Genomic DNA, 17,965 nt, shown 5'->3' on the forward strand with positions numbered 1-17,965 from the left:
TTCATACACCTTCTTTTACTAGGTTACGTTGTAAATGAGTTCTTATTTCTTCTGGGATCGGCTGAGATAGTTGCTCTGAATAATTAAAACTAACCATAGTAGCGGTGGCACGAACAACTTCTTCTTTTGTATCAGCATGTGTAATAACATGATTAAAAGTAAAACTCTTGTTACCTATATGAGATACAGTCGTATTTACCTTCAGAATATCCCCAGCGTATGCTTGAGAAATATAATCACATTTGGTTGAAGCTAAAATAAAATTATTTAAAGATAGACCCTCTCTCCCATTAAAATCCTGCCGTAAGTTATGATTAAAAAACCTTGTTCGAGCTTCTTCTAAGTATAAAAAATAACTTGTATTATTCACATGACCAGCAGCATCTGTTTCACTGAACCGTACATATACTTCAATCTCATTAGTTTCCATATTCTCCTCCATTTTTAGTAGACTCCCACCTAATAAATGATAAGTGGGAGTATTCTGCTACTATTCTTTTTCAATAATTGTTGCTATTCCTTGACCTCCACCAATACATGCCGTTATAAGCGCATACTTTCCTTCTCTTCTTTGTAATTCATAAGCCGCTTTCGTAACAAGGATGGCACCGGTAGCTCCAAGTGGATGACCATGTGCAATCGCACCACCATTTACATTTAGTTTTTCAGGGTTAAATGATAGTTCGCGGTCACAAGCAATTACTTGTGCAGCGAAAGCTTCATTTAGCTCGATAATATCCATATCATCTATTTGCAGGCCTGATTTTTCCATCACTTTCTTGGTTGCTGGTACAGGTCCAATCCCCATTATATTAGGGTCAACTCCTGCCACAGCAGTTTCACGAATAACCGCTAACGGTTTTAGACCTTGTTCTTCTGCTTTTTCACGGGACATGATTACAAGAGCAGAAGCTGCATCATTCAGCCCTGAACTTGATCCAGCTGTAACCGTTCCATCTTTAACGAAAGCAGCAGGTAGTTTTGATAAACCTTCTATTGTTGAATTTGGACGGGGATGTTCATCTTTTTTAAATATAACCGGCTCTCCTTTTCTGACCGGAACTGAAATCGGAACAATTTGTTCATCAAACCGACCGTCTTCCATAGCGATTGCCATTCTTTGTTGACTTCGAAGAGCAAATTCGTCCTGCTCCTCCCTTGTAATATTATATTTTTCAGCTAGATTTTCCGCAGTTATCCCCATAGGAGGATCTCCAATTTCTTTTGGAGAAAGTTGAGAACTTCTAAATTTTGGCGGCGTTGCTGCATAAGGCTTTTCCGGCCGATCCATAAGATAAGGTGCTCGACTCATACTTTCTGTTCCGCCTGCTATATACACATCACCTTCACCAGCTCTAATTGCCTGTGCCGCTAATGCAACTGCATTAATTCCTGATCCACATTGTCTATCAATGGTTAATCCTGGAAGATTAATAGATAATCCAGCTTGTAAAGCAGTTAACCTAGCAATATTTCCACCACCACTTAAAACATTTCCAAAAATCACATCATCAATTTCTTCTGGATTAACCTTGGCACGTTTGACCGACTCTTTAATTACCTCTGCACCATATACATGAGCTGGAACAGTAACCAACGCTCCACCTTGTCTAGCAATTGGTGTCCGAACAGCGGAAACAATAACTGCATCTCTTTTCATTTTTTTACACTCCTGTTCTATTAATAAACTTTAAATCTTACCTGACCTTTTATAGCCGCTTTTCCATTATCTTTAAGAGCAACCACATCAAAATTTAAGTAATCTTCATGAACTTCATCTAAAACTGCTTTCAACGTAATAACATCATCCAAAAAGACCATATCTGCAAACCGAATCTTATAATCTTGAATAAATCCTTCTTCTAGATAAGGCGTAAATAATTTAGATAGATTTCCCATTGTCCACATGCCATGGGCGATAATTCCTGGTAAACCTGCTTTTGTAGCTTCCTTGTCAATAGTGTGAATAGGGTTAAAGTCCCCTGAAGCTCCAGCGTATTTAATTAAATCAAGACGAGATACAGGATTCAGCTGAACTTCACTTAATGTATTGCCTTTCTTTAAATCTAGTAAACGGTTCATTTAACCAATTCCTTTCTAACCGCTTCCGTAATAATGACAGTTTGATTTTCTGTGAAAATAGTATTTCCTTCTTCATCTTCTCCGTATCTTTTTAAAACTATAAAGCCTAGCAAGCCGATACTAGCTTTCTTTTCATAATATTCTGCTACCTCTGTAAAACAATAAATAGTTTCACCAACGAGTAGTGGTCGTTTATAATGATATGTCTGCTCACCATGAATTAACCCAACATTTGGAAGATGTAATTCTTCTATTTCACCGTAATCAAAGACTCGGGGAAAAGTTGGTGGTGCAATATTTCCTTTATACCTTGACTTTTTTCCATATTCTTCATCTATAAATAATGGATGTGAATCCCCTATAGAATCCGCAAATCTTTTTACCATGCCCATTTCCACAATATTTTTTACTTTTTGGGATTTTTTTCCGATTACATTTTTATACAATAAAGTTCCCTCCACTATTAATCTTTTGGACCTCCAGCTACATAGATTACTTGCCCATTGACAAAGCCAGATTTTTCATCCGCATAGAAAGCTACTGCATTCGCGATATCCGAAGGCTTTCCACTGCGACCAACAGGAATTTGCTCTACACTTAACCGTACCATCTCGTCAAAAGAAATACCGATTCTTTCTGCCGTTGCTTTCGTCATATCTGTTTCAATAAATCCCGGCGCAATGGCATTAGCGGTAATTCCATATTTACCTAATTCTATCGCTAGAGTCTTTGTAAATCCTTGTATACCTGCTTTTGCAGTTGCGTAATTCGCTTGCCCACGATTACCTAATGCTGAAGTGGATGAAATATTAATAATCCTTCCAAACTTATTTTTAACCATGTACTTTTGTGCTGCACGAGTGGCATGAAATGCACCCTTCAAATGAACATTCATGACCTGGTCCCAATCATTATCAGTCATTTTAAATAGTAAATTATCCCGAATAATGCCAGCATTATTCACAAGAATATCGAGTGAGCCAAAACGACTAACCACTTCTTCCATTGACTCTTCTACTTCATTAGCATGAACAACATCTACTACTTTTGTATAAATTTCATATCCTTCCTCTTTGAATTCTTGTGCCATTTCCCTTAAAGCCTTTTCATTAACATCTACAACTGCTACCTTTGCCCCTTCTTCGGCAAATAATTTTGCAATACCTTTTCCTATTCCACGGCTTCCACCTGTGATATAAGCTACTTTTTCATTAAATCGGTTGGACATAATTCTTATTCCCCCTAGTTATTATAAATATTGTCCTAATTTCACATTACCTTTTAGTAAATTTCTAGAAATGATTAAACGTTGTATTTCATCCGTTCCATCATAAATTCTCCATAGTCTAGCTTCCCTGTACCAACGTTCGATTGGTAATTCTTTGGTATACCCCATTCCACCGTGGATTTGAAGGACACGATCAATGACACGATTTCCCATGTTTGCTCCATATAATTTCGCCATTGATGCTAAATGACGATTATCTTCTCCATTATCTAAGGTAAAAGTCGCATTTAAAACAAGCCATTTTGCAGCTTCAATCTCAACTGCAGAATCAGCAATTTGCCACTGAATTGCCTGTCTATCAGCAATTGGCTTACCAAATGTCTCCCGTTCTTTTGAGTAATCGATTGCCATTTGTAACAATCTCTCTGATGCACCTACTGCTGTTGCGCCGACAACCCATCTTGCAAAACCGATCCATTCTAAACCAAGTTGATACCCATTATCAACTTCCCCTAAAATGTTTTCTTCCGGTACTCTGACATTGTCAAATACTAATCCAGCTGGTCCCCATTCTCCCATCGTATGAATATATTCTGATTTCCATCCCATATCACGATCTACAATAAAACAAGTAACCCCTTCTCTTCCTGTGCGAGCATGTTTCTCTTTATCCGTAATAGCCATCACCATCACAAAATCTGCTTCATTCCCACCTGTAATAAATGTCTTTTCTCCATTAATAACCCACTCGTTGCCATCTTTTACTGCTGTCGTTTTAATATTTCTCGTATCTGAACCTGCACCTGGTTCGGTCATCGCAAAGCATGACTTCTTATCCCCATTTATGGTAGGAATAAGATATTTTTTCTTTTGTTCATCATTTCCATAGTAAAGAATATTATCTGCTGTACCTCCAAACTGGAATGGCACAAAGGTCTTGGATACCTCCATAATTACAAGTGCCATCATCATTTGTCCTAAATCTGCTCCACCATATTCAGCAGGAGTATTGATTCCCCAAAATCCTGCCTCTTTCGCTTTTAATTGAAGCTCTTTTAACTTTTCATTTGATAGACTAGGTCTGCCCTCTCGTTCATTTCTTAGTACCTCGTTTTCAAGTGGAATTAACTCCCTTTCTACAAATTTCCTAATCGTTTGTTGTACCATCTTTTGTTCATCTGTTAAACGTAAATACATGTTATCCTCTCCTATTCTATTAGTTATAAGTTTAAAATCTGCATACTAACTAGTAAGTATGTTTCTATTAAAAAAAGGAAAATTATGATGTTATACCCCTCTTCATTTATTATATTTCGCTGAATCTCAAATTTTCCCTTTATTTTACTATAAAATAATATTAATCAACGGGATAAGTTCCAACTTCACCATTTTCTACGATTCCAGCATCATATTCCCATTGTAATGCACCATCTTCGGCAATCCCTTCAAGAGGAAGAACCAATTCTTCTTCAGATAGATTCTGAATCCCTTCGTTAACTGCTTTCATAATGGCTTTTCTATCTTCAACAGTACCTGCTGCCTTCATGGCTCCCACCAATACATATAAACTCTGATAATTTAATGCCGTTTCCGAAGTCGCATAAGGCTCATTATAAAGTTCTTTATATTTCTCAACAAAAGTAGTACTTGCATCCGTATTTAAGTCTTCTATAGGAAGAGAGCCAATAGAACCAGTTAACATCTCATATCCTCCCAAGAATCCTGACATTTCTTCAAGCTTTGCTTGATCCATAATCATAAAGCCACCTTCAAATCCCAATTCCTTTGCCTGCTTAATTACAAGCGCAGTTGGTTCAGATGGTCCGCCGACAAAAAGAACATCGGGGTCTGTAGCTAAAGCGTTTGTCATGATTGTAAAATAATCCGTTTCCTTCGCGAAGTCTATCTCTGTCTTGTAAATTATTTCTCCACCTTTTTCTTCCCAAACTGGAACAATTGATTCAGACCAATCTTTCCCATACTGAGAATTCGTTGGAAGTAATGCCATCTTAGTCCCAAAGTTTTCGATCATATAATTACTATATGGTTCAGACCAAATATTGTATTTAGGTGGAATGCCAATCATCAATTCATTTCCTTGCTCATATTGTCTTGGCTCACTTGTATACGCCATGATTATAAAATTGTCCTGTTCATTATATACCTGTGTCGCAAACACACCCCCACTATGTGGAATCCAAACGGCCACAGGTTCATTCTCTGAAACCATTCTTTTTACGTTGACACCTGTCTCGTTCGGTAAATATTTATCGTCAAGTGCTACAATTTCAATCTTATAGGTGGTTCCATCTACGTCAAAACCGGTTTCATTAATTTCATTTGCAGCCATTTCCAATCCATTTAAAACATTTAAGCCATATTGCGCACCTGGGCCACTTAACGGTCCGCTGTATCCTATCTCTACAACTTTTTCTCCCTCTTTCACTTTCGGTGTTTTTACTTCCACCTCACTTGCTTCCGTACTCTCGGCATCATTATCCGTTGATTGGTTATTTGAGACATCAACACATCCAACTAAAATCAAAGCAATTAAAAGTAAACCAAATAAGGAAATCTTCTTTATATTGAACATTCCATTCCCCCTACTTTAAATTCTAGTAAGCTGTCAATCTATTACTAATTATTTATATTACGGACAAAGATTATTATTCGAGTGGTACAGAAATTACTTCTCCATCTTTAACGGCACCAGCATTAAATTCCCACTGTAGGCTTCCAACATCATTGATCTCATTTAGCGGTATAACCATTTTCTCCACTGGAACATTTGGTATTCCTTCATTTACAGCATCCATAATCTCTTTCGGTTTATCAACTGTACCAGCAGCCTTCATTGATTCAACTAATACATATAGTGATTGGTAACTTAATGACGAATCCGCTGTCGCAAACTTTTCTTTATAAACCGATTTATATTTCTCTACAAATATATTACTAGCTTCCGTATTATACTCTTCAATTGGATAGGCACCAATAGAACCATTCAACATATCATAGCCCTCTTCTAGAAATCCCGACATTTCTTCAATTTTAGCCTGGTCCATCACCATAAAAACACCTTCAAATCCTAAGTCTTTTGCCTGTTTAATTACTAGAGATGTTGGTTCAGAAGGTCCTCCAACAAATAGAACATCTGGGTTTGTATTTAATGCATTTGTCATAACCGTAAAATAATCAGTTTCCTTGGCAAAATCAATTTCACCTTCATATACAATTTCTCCACCCATTTCTTCCCAAACCGGTTTAATTACATTAATCCAATCCTTACCATACTGGGAATTGGTAGGAAGTAGGGCCATTTTATTCCCGAAGTTCTCCATCATGTACTTACTGAATGTCTTGGGCCATATATTATACTGTGGGGAAACGCCAATCATCAGTTCATTTCCCTGTTCATACATCCTAGGTTCGCTTGTCTGTGCCATTATGATTAAATCCTCTTGTTCATTAAAAACCTGTGTTGCAAATACCCCTCCACTATGAGGAATCCACACCGCTATCGGATCATTTTCTGAGATCATTCGCTGAACATTCACACCGGTTTCATTTGGTAAATACTTATCATCCAATGCAACAATTTCAATTTTATACGTTTTTCCATCCACCTCAAAACCCTCTTGATTGATCTCTTCAGCTGCCATTTCCAGTCCATTTAATACATTAATATGCTTCATTTTTACCCTCCTTTTTGGAAGTAAATCTATGCACCAATATAGGCCTTACGTATTTCTTCATTATTGAATAGTTCATTACTAGTACCCTTCACAACGATACGACCATTTTCAATGACATATCCTCTATCTGCAATTTTCAATGCAGCACTAGCATTTTGCTCTGCTAAAAGTATGGTAGTGCCTTCTTGATTAATTTGCTGAATAATTTCAAACATCTGTTTTACTATAAGTGGTGCTAAACCTAGTGACGGTTCATCCAACAGGAGAAGTTTGGGTTTCGCCATTAAAGATCTACCAATGGCAAGCATTTGTTGTTGACCACCACTTAATGATCCAGCCGCATCGTCTTTTTTATCAGCTAAAATCGGGAATAATTCATATACGTGCTCCGTTGACTTCTTAATCTCAGTTTTATTTTTTCTATGAACATATGCACCCATTTGCAAATTCTCATATACTGACATTTCAGGAAATAGTTTTCTACCCTCTGCGCATTGAACAATTCCTAACTTGACAAGTTTGTCAGGGGATATACCGTTTACCTTTTGATCCAAAAAGCGAATTTCTCCATTACTTGACTTATTTAGACCACTAATAGCGCGGAAAATAGTACTTTTCCCTGCACCATTAGCCCCTAATAGAACTACCAATTCACCATGACTAACATCCATATTAATTTGCTTTAGTGCAGTAAACGAACCATACTTTACTTCTAAATCAGATATTTTCAACTTCAACTGACTCATCTTCGTCACTCCCTAAATATGCTTCAATAACAACAGGATTGTTTTTAATCTCATCCGGAGTTCCTTCAGCAATTCGTTTACCTTGGTTTAAGACCATTATTCGATTAGCTAAGGACATAATCATAGACATTTTGTGTTCGATTAAGCATACCGTAAGCCCGCTATCTGCCATCTTTTGTATTAATGAACTGAGCCCATCTGTTTCATCTGGATTAACACCAGCAGCAGGTTCATCCAATAATACAAGCTCTGGATCCGTTGCAAGTGCAAGTGCAAATGCAACTCGCTTCTTCTGTTCCTGACTAATATTCGCAATTGGTTCATTCGCTAATTCCGTCAATTCCACAAAATCTAATGCCTGATATGCCTTTTCCATGCTTTCCTTTTCTTCCCTTATCTCTCTTTTCGTCCGCAAAATTGCATCCCAGAGACCCGACTTCGTTCTTAAACGATTACCGATGATGACATTATCAAGAACGGTTGCATCCTCAAATAAATTCGTTGTTTGAAATGTTCTTGCAATCCCCAACCTGGCAATTTTATTAGGGGGCATTTTTGTAATATCATTACCATTGAATGTAATCTTTCCTGAAGTAGGAGGGTGAAAACCGCTAATCAAGTTAAAAAATGTTGATTTTCCTGCACCATTAGGTCCTATAACTGCATGAATATCCCCCTTTTCCACCTTAAGGTCAACTTGATCCACTGCCTGTAATCCACCAAAAGTTTTAGATAAATTATCCACTATTAATACCATTAGCCAACCTCCTTCACATCGGGATAACCTTCATTGGAACCAGGCTTTTTCCTTCTCTGTCTTATTTTTCTTTTAATACCTTCTATCGCACCAACTATGCCATTTGGATAAAAAATGACAATAATAAGCAAAATTGGTCCAAATAAGAGCATTTTGTATTCTTGCATAAATTGAAGTGATTGGGTAAGGAATACAATCAAAAGTGTACCTATAATTGGACCTGATAACGTACCTAAGCCACCGATGACAAGATAAATCAACATTTCAAACCCTAAAAATATAGCTCCTACCTCTGGTCCAATAAATCGTACAAAGGATGCATATAAGGCACCCGCAATAGCTGCAAAGAAACAGGAAATAACGAAGGCTAGAAGTTGATTTTTCTTTGTAGAAATACCTATCGTTTGGGCAAGTTCTTCACTGTTTCGAATCGCAATAAAAGTACGCCCCAGTAAGGAATGAACAATTCTTTTCGTTATAAAAATAGTTAAAATAAGAAAGAACAGAAATAAATAATATTGTGATGTTAGACTTTCAAAAGTGATCGGCCCAATCGGAGTCGGTCCAGGTATTCCAATTAGTCCCCTTACTCCTCCTGTTAATGTATCCCACTTATCAATAATCAAATAAATAATATATCCTACACACATCGTATAAATTGCAAAGAAGTGGCCATTTGTCCTAAGGGAAATTAGACCTACCAAGAATCCAAGGATAATAGACAACACACCAGCAGCTAAAAATGCAAGCCAAAAATTCCATTCAGCCTTTACTGTCAATAATCCAAGTGTATAAGCACCTATTGCAAAGAAACCAACATGAGCTAGTGACAAGTTTCCAGTATATCCTGTAAAAATATTTATTCCGTACACACTAATACTCCAAATGCAGACTAATGCTAGAACATGTAAGATATATTCATTCGGTACGATGAATGGCATGATAAGAGCTAGAACCAACACGAATATTAAACCATTGCGTTTGGATAATAATTTTTCCATTAATTAACCCTCCCTGGGAATAATCCTGTTGGTTTTACAGATAAAATTATTACTAACAACACAAAAGCTATGATGTCTTTATAATCCCCAGAAATATATGTGGCACCAAAACTTTCAACAATTCCTAAAATATAGCCTGCTATAATGGCACCCGGAATACTTCCCATACCACCGATAATGATAATGACAAACGCCTTCATAATGACTAGATCCCCCATACCCGGAAATACTAGATTTATTGGAGAGGCTAATGTTGCAGCAGCTGCAGCCAATATACCAGATATTGCGAAGGTTAACATAGCTACCGTATTAGCATTAATTCCAACTAAAAATGCCCCCTCTCTGTTTTGCGCCATTGCGACAATCGCGGAACCTATCATCGTTCTAGTTAAAAATAGATGGAGAATTATCATGATAATCACTGTAGCAACAATAACAATCAAACGTTGCTGAGTCACAGTAATACCTAGTAAATTTATTGCATTTCCATATGGACTTGACATCTGTTGATAATTTGGTCCCCAAATAACTTGTGCAAAGGCTACTAGAAATAACAGAATCCCAATTGCTCCCATCATTTGATGTAATGCTTCAGCCTTTCTCAATGGATGGAAAATGATACGTTCCGATAATACGGCGAGAGAGGCAATAGCTAACATGGATATAAACATTGCAATCCAATATGGAATTCCAAATATAGTCATTACGGTCAGGGTGACATATGCCCCTACCATGTAAAAGGCACCTTGTGCAAAATTGGGAACATGTAGGATACCAAAAACCATGGTTAAGCCAAGAGCTACCAAACTGTACACGCTACCATTAGATAAACCATTTAATAGCTGCTGAAAAAATAAATCCATTTTCCCCCTCCTAAAAAAATCCCGAATTATGTTACATTTTCTAAAGTCTTTTGACTTCCCCTATCATCTGCTTCGTGTAAGTGGTACTGTTCCATTTTCTTTATGATTTCTTCCGATGGACTCTCTGTCACTAGAGACACAACCACCATCGATACAATGGATAATGGAAGACCAATTAGTATTTCAGAGTTATAAGGCATCTCAAAAAAGGAAAAGGCAATTATAAAACTACTTCCTCCAACTAAAATTCCAGCTATTGCACCTTGAACATTTGCCCGTTTCCACCAAATTCCTAAAACCATAGGGCTAAATAACGCTGCAACCATAAAACCTACTGCACTGTATAAAGTACTACCAAATATTCTGGGGGGTTTAATGCTAAAACCATTACTACAATACCGATTATCCAGGTTACAACCGTAGACATGAACAACGTTTTCTTTTGATTTGCCTTAGGATTTATTACTCCTTTATACAAGTCATATGCAACTGCACTACTTATAGCGAGCAATAGGGAATCCGTTGAGGACATAACTGCTGCCATAATTCCAGCAGCAATAATTCCCATCATAATTGGACCAAACATACTTTCCGCTATTAATAACAACCACATATCGGATGCATAATTTTGCAATACTGCTTCCCCAAATGTTCCAATAAAAGGAGCAGTTAAAAAGGTTAACCCTAACATCAATATTCCATAGATTAACATGCTGATGTTTAAAGATAATTTTGCAGACCTGGCATCTGTTGAGGTAAAGATACGCATAACTAAATGTGGTGTTATACAAACCGCTGTTGCCCATGTAACAAATGCACCTAAATACCCTACTATCGGCACAGTAGTACCCACTGTTCCTAAAGTAGGATTCCGGGTTGCGGACTCTTTAAAGAAATCCATCCATGATGTTGGTAGATGAATAATACATGCAGTAAACAAACTTAATGTAATGAGGATCATTAGAGAACCTTGAAGTAAATTCGTCCATGTAACGGCCAACATCCCACCCATCGACACGTATAAAATAAAGACTAATGCAATAACGACTAATCCCCATTCATAGGACAAGCCTGTAACATAAGATGTAATCAATCCACCTGCCTTCATCTGAGACATCAGATACATCCCTGACCCTAATATAATTACAATTGGTACTGCAATTTTAATGATTTTATTCCCACCATATCTATCATTAAGAAATTCAGGTACAGTAACCTTTCTTGAATTACGAAGAGGTCTTGCAACTAAAATACTTGCTAAAGCAAAACCTACAATAGAACCTACTGTCATCCAGGTTAAAAAAGGAATTCCCAACTGCCATACAGAACCTGGACCAGCCATAAAAGAACCGCCACTTCCCAATGCAGCAAGGATTGCTAAAGAATTCGCTACTGTTCCAACATTTCTCCCTGCTGCATAATAATTATCAACCCCTGAATCAGAGGTAGAGATTCTTTTTTGCGCCCAAATACCCAACAAGATACAAAACAATATATAGAAAATGATTATCGTAACCTCTATAAATTTCAACGTTATAGCCTCCTAATTTTATCTGTCGGTTGAATCTATAAGCGTTAATATGATTCCAGTTATTGGTGCAAGTAAGAAAAGCAGTGCTCCTCCCCATGCAAGTAGCGATACATTGAGAATTTTTATTTCATGTGTCCAAGGGAGGAAAAACATAACAACATATACTACAATACCTATAAAGAAAATTCCGTCTTTCTTCGGTATTAGAAACCAACTATCTTTCCCCATACGAAACCTCCAATTAAAAAATTATTTATATAGAAAACGCTTCCACTTTTGTTTTGTAATAAGCTGTAGTAAAACTGCAAACCTAAACCGTGGATACGCTGTAATGTTCCAAGGTGATTCGGGACTCATTTCTGTAAATTTCCTTAGTATGATTGGTAGTTCCGCAGAGTTACTTTTGTTGTACCCTATAGATAAGAATGAAATTCCTTTGAAGTTGTGAGCCGTTCCTAATAAATTAGCAAAGATACGAGTAATTGGATCATTAGAAACATAGATTACATTTATGGAAAAATTTTTAGTCTTAATAATAAATTGTTCATTGTTAGGATCGTACATAATATTTGGCGGTGCTTTTTCTATTTTATAGTCCATTCCTTGTTTTCCAATAATTTGCTTAAACAATTGAAGCGCCTCTTTTTGGGATATATTTGCATATACTTCCCATTTCCGATTAAACATCTATATCCATTTCCCCTTTCAACACTCCAGTAAAGAATCATCTCGTTTAAAGGTTTAATGTTCCGCCATCAATAATCAGAGTTTCACCAGTAATAAAGGATGCCTCATCAGATGCAAGGAATAAAACAGCATTAGCTATTTCTTCCGGTTTCCCAATTCGTTTTAATGCATTCGCAGTCGATAATATCGGCCACTTATCTGTTTTCTTCCAATCCTCAACCATATTTGTATCTGTTATCCCTGGAGCTATTGCATTTACACGTATATTCTTTCTTCCAAATTCTGTAGCAGCCGTTCTGGTTAATGCCATCACACCACTTTTGGATGCAGAATAAGCAGATACAAGTTTTTGCCCCTTAATACCTGCGATACTCGCTGTATTAACTATGGAACTTCCTGCTTCCATTTTCGGAATAACGTACTTCATTCCGAGAAAGACACCCGTAATATTTATATCCATTACCTTTTCCCATTCTTCTATGGAAACATCTGGTAGTTTCTTTTCTTCACTATTGACCCCAGCATTGTTGAAGAAAATATCGATTCTTCCAAACACACCGATTGCTCGATCTACCATATTCTTAACTTCCCCAGCTTTCGTCATATCACAACGAATGTGCTCTGCTTCTCCACCGTTTTCCTCAATGATTGCTGCCGTCTTCCTAGCCGCTTCTTCCCTGACATCAGCTACAACTACTTTTGCTCCCTCTTTTGCAAATCGAACAGCTGTAGTTCTCCCAATATCCCCTCCACCACCAGTAATAATTGCTACCTTATTCTTTAAACGCATGTCATCCATCCTTTCTGATCAATGAACTAACCAGTTAGTATTTTCTATTTGTTTTTTAATCTCTTTAATTCTTGCTCCCTAAGTTCTCGTTTTAAAAGTTTTCCTACACTTGACTTTGGAAGATAGTCACGAAATTCTATCAATCTTGGAACTTTGTAAGCTGCTAAATTTTTACGACAAAATGTAATAACTTCTTCTTCTTTTATTGACTTATTTTCTTTTAATGTAATATAAGCTTTTACAGTTTCTCCTCTATATTCATCCGGAATACCAATTACAATTGCCTCTTTAACCTGTGGAATTTGATAAATTACTTCCTCAATTTCTCTTGGATAGATATTATAACCGCCAGCAATGATCATATCCTTTTTGCGATCGACAATGTAAAAGTACCCATCTTCATCCATATAGCCTATGTCACCAGTGTGCAACCAACCATTCTTTAATGCTACCTCTGTTTCCTCCGGATTATTCCAATACCCTTTCATCAATTGGGGACCCCTGACTATAATCTCTCCATTCGTTTTAAATGGGGCTTCTTCTAATCCATTATCTGTTTCCACCACTACCTTAGCTTCGGTTAATGGCAAAGGAACACCTACACTACCTATTTTCATTTTGGAATGCGGATTACTTATGGCACCAGAAGTCATTTCTGATAATCCATATCCATCAGAAAGATATGAATTCTTTCCCATTAATTTTTCAAATTTGGTATAGGTTTCCAACGGCAACGGTGAACTTCCGCAAAAAAACACTTTAATATGTTCTAACCCGTACGTTTCAACGTTAGGAAAATGAAGCATAGAGATAAACATAGTAGGTACACCAAAAAAGAACATTGGTTTTTCCTTCTTAATTACATGTAATACGGTCTCTGTCTCAAAACGTGGTAAGATGATTTGTTTATATCCAAATAGATAACCTGTCATTGTAACACTTGCTAGACCGAAGATATGGAATAATGGTAAAAAACTTATGACCACACGATTTGCAGTTTCATCGTTTTTAAATTCTTTTAATAGAAACTCATTAACTAGCTCAGTTTGATTAACAAAATTTTGATGGGTTAACATAACGCCTTTTGATCTCCCTGTTGTTCCACCTGTATATTGGAGCAAGGCAATATCTTCTTTAGGATTTATTTTTATATGTGGAGCTTGAGAATGATATGTATTTATAAAATCATCAAAGAACATATCATTCTCATGCAGTTTAATATTTCTTTTTTCGGTAAACTGAACAACGATTATTTTTTTTAGAGAGGTCTGAGGCTGGACTCTTTTCACTCGTTCATAAACCGAGTCATGGCAAATCATAAATTCAGCTTCTGTATCATTCAATTGGTACTCGAGTTCCCTTTCTACATACATCGGATTTGTTTGAACAACTATTCCACCTAACCGAACAACACCAAAAACAGAAAATACATACTGTGCACAGTTTGGTAACATAATCGACAATCGGTCACCCTTCTCCAATCCTTGCTCGAAAAGGCTACTTGCTAACTTTTCGGATATTTCCTGAGCCTCTTTGTAGGTCCAGGATTCATTTTCAAATTGAAGGGAAATTTCATTTCTAAATCTTTTAACTGCACTATTTAATAATTCCGTTAAAGTTCTTTCCTTAATTTTCATATTAGGATCTACATTTTCAGGATAGAACTCTAACCATCTTTTTTCTTTTGAATTCACGACCTCATCTCCCTCGTATATATACTTTCTAAGGGAACAGCTTACGTAACTCACCTTAAAACTTAAGGAATGGCGATTAGTTTTCCATAAGTCTTACGGTCCGCAAGTACTTCTAAAGCATCTGGAACATTTTCAAAAGGAAATTCTTTATAAATTAATGGGCGGACAGCTCCTTCATTGTATAGGTTCACTATATTATCATGAATTTTCCTAGTCTCTTCTGGATATTTTCTAGCGAATAATCCCCAGTGAACACCAACGATAGAGTAATTTTTAACTAATGCATGGTTGACTGGGGCATCTGGGATTCGTCCACCAGCGAAACCAATGACTAAAATACGCCCATCAAAGGCAATACATTTACGCGAACGATCAAATACGTCTCCTCCGACAGGGTCATAAATAACATCTGCACCTCGACCATTTGTTTCTTTCTTAACAGTAGAAACAAAGTCTTCGGAAGTATAGTCAATAACAACGTCTGCTCCCAAATCCTTACAGACTTTTACTTTCTCTCGACCACCCGCAGTTGCAATAACTTTTGCTCCTATTGCCTTACCTAACTGAATAGCGGCAGAGCCAACTCCTCCAGCTCCCGCATGGATGAGAAGGACTTCTCCCTTTTGTAGTTTAGCCCGATAAAATAAAGCATAGTAAGACGTTTGGTACGTGATAAACATTCCAGCTGCTTCACTTGCCGACATCGAATCAGGAATAACATAAACAGAATCCTCTGAAACACTAACAAACTTAGATAATCCTCCATTTGGAAGGGGCGGTGTAGCAATTACACGCTGTCCTACTTTAAGTCCTGAATTACCTCCTACCTCACAAATAATTCCTGATATTTCTGCCCCTGGTGTAAATGGAAGGGGCGGTTTTTCCTGATATTTCCCTTGACAAAGTAAAATATCAAAAAAGTTTAATGATGACGCTTCAACTTCTATTAATACTTCTCCTACCTTTACCTCTGGTCGTTCCGTTTCTAACAATTCCAATACATCTCTAGGTTCACCTAATCTAGTCACTTTCCAGCTACGCATTTCTGTTCCTCCTAACATTTTAATTCTTAAATAATATAAAGAAGACTTCCATCAGTAGGGGTTTTCCTTCATCCCCCACTGATGCACTTATCGGACCTTTACAGGCAGTTGATCTACCACCAAGCTTCTTTGTTTCCCCAGAAGCTTGAGGTGGGTCTTATTTCCCGTTTAGGTGGGGTAAAATACTAAACGTACAGTATGTTTCTAGGTTCATTATATAACTTGTTTTCGTAATATTCAATATATTTTTACAGTATTTCTTTAAAAACCTGTTGGCCAATTTGCTAACTTCCTCTCACTAAGAGACCCATTTTTAGCACATGCATATTCTAACGTCTGAATTAAAAACTTTCTTGTGTCTCTTGGATCAATAACATCATCAATTAAATATTTACCAGCAGCTTTATATGGTGAACTGTCAAATCCCCAGTTTTTCAGTAACTCTAAGCGTTCTTCCTTTTTGTTCTCGGTATTTTGTAATTGACGACCATATACTACATTAATGCCAACCTCTGGTCCCGTAAAATTAATTTCGGCTGTCGGCCAGGCTACAACAAAATCGGCTCCCATCGTCGGACCGCACATATTGCCATATGCTGCACCAATACTTTTTCGAATAATAATAGAAATCTTTGGTACAGTAGACTGTGCTAGTGCTTGATTCCACATCATAATTTTTGTAGGCATTTTAAGTTTTTCCGCGTCACTAGATACTCGAAAACCAGGAATATCATGTAAAAAAATTAACGGAATATTATATGAATCACATAGACAAATAAAATCTGTTGCTTTTTCACATTCATTGGGACCAGCTGCGCCTGCAAACTGCATAGGTTGATTTGCTACAATACCGACAACTTTACCATTCATTCTCGCTAAGACAGTAATTAATGCTTTTCCAAATGTTGGCTTCATTTCAAAGTAATCTTCATTATCTACAATCAACTTAATCACTTTTTTCATGTCATAGGCACGTTTACGATTTGTTGTAACGATATCGACTACTTTGTCTAAACTTCGATACGGTTCATCATTTGTCTCTTTGCATCTTGGTTCTTTACCAGCATGTTGTGGCATATAGTCTAGGAATTTTTTTATACTTTCAATTGAATCCTCTTCATTTTCCGAAAACTGATCCACTTGTCCCGTATACTTCGCATGAACATCCCATCCACCAAGTTCTTCGTTTGTTACTTTTTCTCCTGTTGCCACCTCTAACATCCTTGGTCCAGCAACAGCCATTGTCGTTCCCTTTGCCTGTGTTACAAAATCAGAGGATACCGCTAGCCATGTTGGACCACCAAAACTATCTCCCAAGATGGATGTTACCATAGGAACTTCTCGCTGATGTCGTAACATTACTTGTGGAAATAGCATTTGACTAATACCGTCAGAACCCATTCCATCGGGCATGCGGAGTCCTCCACCTTCCATTAAATTTATTAAAGGGAATCCTCGTTTTAAAGCGTATTCATGCAGTGCCTTCGTCTTTCGGAAATATACAATTCCTTCTGTTCCAGCAAATACGGTTTTATCTGCAGCTTGCACAACTACCGGGCGGCCATTAACCTTTGCGAGACCAGTTACAATACCATCACCAGCACTTTTATGTTCCATGCCCTCTTGATCAGAATGTGCTAGTAAACCTAACTCTAAAAAAGAGCCTGGGTCCACCAATTTATTAATTCGTTCCCTTGCTGTAAAAAAGCCAAGCTTATGCTGTTGTTTTATTTTCTCTTTTCCACCTCCTAACTTTGCAATTTCTTTTCTATTTAATAACTCTTTAATTTCTTTTTCCATATATGATCTCCTTTTAGAAATTCTAGTAAGATTCAATGCATCTTGGAA

The 17,965-nt window shown here is 37.1% G+C and carries 20 protein-coding genes; all 20 read right to left on the reverse strand.

The window, feature by feature from the left end; translation table 11 throughout:
- Position 1: 1 nt before the first annotated feature.
- Positions 2–430: an acyl-CoA thioesterase gene (locus KM885_RS00510; protein ID WP_216883390.1), complete on the reverse strand. Its 429-nt coding sequence runs from the start codon at positions 428–430 to the stop codon at positions 2–4.
- Between the two features lie 60 nt (positions 431–490).
- Positions 491–1,660 (reverse strand): thiolase family protein, encoded by a 1,170-nt coding sequence (locus KM885_RS00515; protein ID WP_060667618.1) that lies wholly within the window; start codon positions 1,658–1,660, stop codon positions 491–493.
- Between the two features lie 20 nt (positions 1,661–1,680).
- Complete coding sequence (locus tag KM885_RS00520) at positions 1,681–2,082, reverse strand: MaoC/PaaZ C-terminal domain-containing protein (protein ID WP_060667619.1); 402 nt, start codon at positions 2,080–2,082, stop codon at positions 1,681–1,683.
- Entirely contained in the window at positions 2,079–2,528 is a 450-nt protein-coding gene (locus KM885_RS00525) for a MaoC family dehydratase N-terminal domain-containing protein (RefSeq protein WP_216883391.1), read from the reverse strand. The genes KM885_RS00520 and KM885_RS00525 overlap by 4 nt, the downstream gene beginning before the upstream one ends.
- A gap of 17 nt (positions 2,529–2,545) precedes the next feature.
- A complete protein-coding gene (gene fabG / locus KM885_RS00530) occupies positions 2,546–3,310 on the reverse strand; it encodes a 3-oxoacyl-ACP reductase FabG (RefSeq protein WP_047184863.1) in 765 nt (254 codons plus the stop codon).
- A 21-nt stretch (positions 3,311–3,331) separates the two neighbouring features.
- Positions 3,332–4,507: an acyl-CoA dehydrogenase family protein gene (locus KM885_RS00535; RefSeq protein WP_047184864.1), complete on the reverse strand. Its 1,176-nt coding sequence runs from the start codon at positions 4,505–4,507 to the stop codon at positions 3,332–3,334.
- 160 nt (positions 4,508–4,667) lie between these two features.
- A complete protein-coding gene (locus tag KM885_RS00540; RefSeq protein ID WP_060667621.1) occupies positions 4,668–5,903 on the reverse strand; it encodes an ABC transporter substrate-binding protein in 1,236 nt (411 codons plus the stop codon).
- A 73-nt stretch (positions 5,904–5,976) separates the two neighbouring features.
- Positions 5,977–7,005, reverse strand: a complete 1,029-nt coding sequence (locus KM885_RS00545) for an ABC transporter substrate-binding protein (RefSeq protein WP_216883392.1) — start codon at positions 7,003–7,005, stop codon at positions 5,977–5,979.
- A gap of 26 nt (positions 7,006–7,031) precedes the next feature.
- Positions 7,032–7,751, reverse strand: coding sequence for an ABC transporter ATP-binding protein (locus KM885_RS00550; RefSeq protein ID WP_047184866.1), 720 nt, complete (start codon positions 7,749–7,751; stop codon positions 7,032–7,034).
- Positions 7,723–8,508, reverse strand: coding sequence for an ABC transporter ATP-binding protein (locus tag KM885_RS00555; RefSeq protein ID WP_060667623.1), 786 nt, complete (start codon positions 8,506–8,508; stop codon positions 7,723–7,725). Before KM885_RS00555 ends, KM885_RS00550 begins: the two co-directional genes overlap by 29 nt.
- Entirely contained in the window at positions 8,508–9,509 is a 1,002-nt protein-coding gene (locus KM885_RS00560; RefSeq protein ID WP_047184868.1) for a branched-chain amino acid ABC transporter permease, read from the reverse strand. The genes KM885_RS00555 and KM885_RS00560 overlap by 1 nt, the downstream gene beginning before the upstream one ends.
- The gene (locus KM885_RS00565) at positions 9,509–10,372 is read right to left on the reverse strand and encodes a branched-chain amino acid ABC transporter permease (protein ID WP_047184869.1); all 864 of its coding nucleotides are present in this window, start codon (positions 10,370–10,372) and stop codon (positions 9,509–9,511) included. Before KM885_RS00565 ends, KM885_RS00560 begins: the two co-directional genes overlap by 1 nt.
- Positions 10,373–10,398: 26 nt before the next feature.
- A complete protein-coding gene (locus tag KM885_RS00570) occupies positions 10,399–10,698 on the reverse strand; it encodes a hypothetical protein (protein ID WP_047184870.1) in 300 nt (99 codons plus the stop codon).
- A 5-nt stretch (positions 10,699–10,703) separates the two neighbouring features.
- Positions 10,704–11,903, reverse strand: coding sequence for a sodium:solute symporter family protein (locus tag KM885_RS00575; protein WP_047184871.1), 1,200 nt, complete (start codon positions 11,901–11,903; stop codon positions 10,704–10,706).
- Positions 11,904–11,921: 18 nt separating this feature from the next.
- Positions 11,922–12,131, reverse strand: a complete 210-nt coding sequence (locus KM885_RS00580) for a hypothetical protein (RefSeq protein ID WP_047184872.1) — start codon at positions 12,129–12,131, stop codon at positions 11,922–11,924.
- A 21-nt stretch (positions 12,132–12,152) separates the two neighbouring features.
- Positions 12,153–12,590, reverse strand: coding sequence for a hypothetical protein (locus KM885_RS00585; RefSeq protein WP_047184873.1), 438 nt, complete (start codon positions 12,588–12,590; stop codon positions 12,153–12,155).
- Positions 12,591–12,636: 46 nt separating this feature from the next.
- The gene (locus KM885_RS00590) at positions 12,637–13,380 is read right to left on the reverse strand and encodes an SDR family NAD(P)-dependent oxidoreductase (RefSeq protein WP_047184874.1); all 744 of its coding nucleotides are present in this window, start codon (positions 13,378–13,380) and stop codon (positions 12,637–12,639) included.
- A gap of 44 nt (positions 13,381–13,424) precedes the next feature.
- Complete coding sequence (locus tag KM885_RS00595) at positions 13,425–15,074, reverse strand: long-chain-fatty-acid--CoA ligase (RefSeq protein ID WP_240473196.1); 1,650 nt, start codon at positions 15,072–15,074, stop codon at positions 13,425–13,427.
- A gap of 62 nt (positions 15,075–15,136) precedes the next feature.
- The gene (locus KM885_RS00600; RefSeq protein WP_047184875.1) at positions 15,137–16,117 is read right to left on the reverse strand and encodes an NADPH:quinone oxidoreductase family protein; all 981 of its coding nucleotides are present in this window, start codon (positions 16,115–16,117) and stop codon (positions 15,137–15,139) included.
- A 261-nt stretch (positions 16,118–16,378) separates the two neighbouring features.
- The gene (locus KM885_RS00605) at positions 16,379–17,917 is read right to left on the reverse strand and encodes an acyl-CoA carboxylase subunit beta (protein WP_047184876.1); all 1,539 of its coding nucleotides are present in this window, start codon (positions 17,915–17,917) and stop codon (positions 16,379–16,381) included.
- Between the last annotated feature and the right edge of the window lie 48 nt (positions 17,918–17,965).

The sequence above is a fragment of the Oceanobacillus caeni genome, from assembly GCF_019037185.1.
Taxonomy (GTDB): domain Bacteria; phylum Bacillota; class Bacilli; order Bacillales; family Amphibacillaceae; genus Oceanobacillus; species Oceanobacillus caeni.

Excerpts from the sequence above, each read along its gene's own strand:
- KM885_RS00510 (WP_216883390.1), bottom strand. The coding sequence starts at position 430 with ATGGAAACTAATGAGATTGAAGTATATGTACGGTTCAGTGAAACAGAT.
- KM885_RS00515 (WP_060667618.1), bottom strand. The coding sequence starts at position 1,660 with ATGAAAAGAGATGCAGTTATTGTTTCCGCTGTTCGGACACCAATTGCT.
- KM885_RS00520 (WP_060667619.1), bottom strand. The coding sequence starts at position 2,082 with ATGAACCGTTTACTAGATTTAAAGAAAGGCAATACATTAAGTGAAGTT.
- fabG (WP_047184863.1), bottom strand. The coding sequence starts at position 3,310 with ATGTCCAACCGATTTAATGAAAAAGTAGCTTATATCACAGGTGGAAGC.
- KM885_RS00535 (WP_047184864.1), bottom strand. The coding sequence starts at position 4,507 with ATGTATTTACGTTTAACAGATGAACAAAAGATGGTACAACAAACGATT.
- KM885_RS00540 (WP_060667621.1), bottom strand. The coding sequence starts at position 5,903 with ATGTTCAATATAAAGAAGATTTCCTTATTTGGTTTACTTTTAATTGCT.
- KM885_RS00545 (WP_216883392.1), bottom strand. The coding sequence starts at position 7,005 with ATGAAGCATATTAATGTATTAAATGGACTGGAAATGGCAGCTGAAGAG.
- KM885_RS00550 (WP_047184866.1), bottom strand. The coding sequence starts at position 7,751 with ATGAGTCAGTTGAAGTTGAAAATATCTGATTTAGAAGTAAAGTATGGT.
- KM885_RS00555 (WP_060667623.1), bottom strand. The coding sequence starts at position 8,508 with ATGGTATTAATAGTGGATAATTTATCTAAAACTTTTGGTGGATTACAG.
- KM885_RS00560 (WP_047184868.1), bottom strand. The coding sequence starts at position 9,509 with ATGGAAAAATTATTATCCAAACGCAATGGTTTAATATTCGTGTTGGTT.
- KM885_RS00565 (WP_047184869.1), bottom strand. The coding sequence starts at position 10,372 with ATGGATTTATTTTTTCAGCAGCTATTAAATGGTTTATCTAATGGTAGC.
- KM885_RS00570 (WP_047184870.1), bottom strand. The coding sequence starts at position 10,698 with ATGGTTGCAGCGTTATTTAGCCCTATGGTTTTAGGAATTTGGTGGAAA.
- KM885_RS00580 (WP_047184872.1), bottom strand. The coding sequence starts at position 12,131 with ATGGGGAAAGATAGTTGGTTTCTAATACCGAAGAAAGACGGAATTTTC.
- KM885_RS00585 (WP_047184873.1), bottom strand. The coding sequence starts at position 12,590 with ATGTTTAATCGGAAATGGGAAGTATATGCAAATATATCCCAAAAAGAG.
- KM885_RS00590 (WP_047184874.1), bottom strand. The coding sequence starts at position 13,380 with ATGCGTTTAAAGAATAAGGTAGCAATTATTACTGGTGGTGGAGGGGAT.
- KM885_RS00600 (WP_047184875.1), bottom strand. The coding sequence starts at position 16,117 with ATGCGTAGCTGGAAAGTGACTAGATTAGGTGAACCTAGAGATGTATTG.
- KM885_RS00605 (WP_047184876.1), bottom strand. The coding sequence starts at position 17,917 with ATGGAAAAAGAAATTAAAGAGTTATTAAATAGAAAAGAAATTGCAAAG.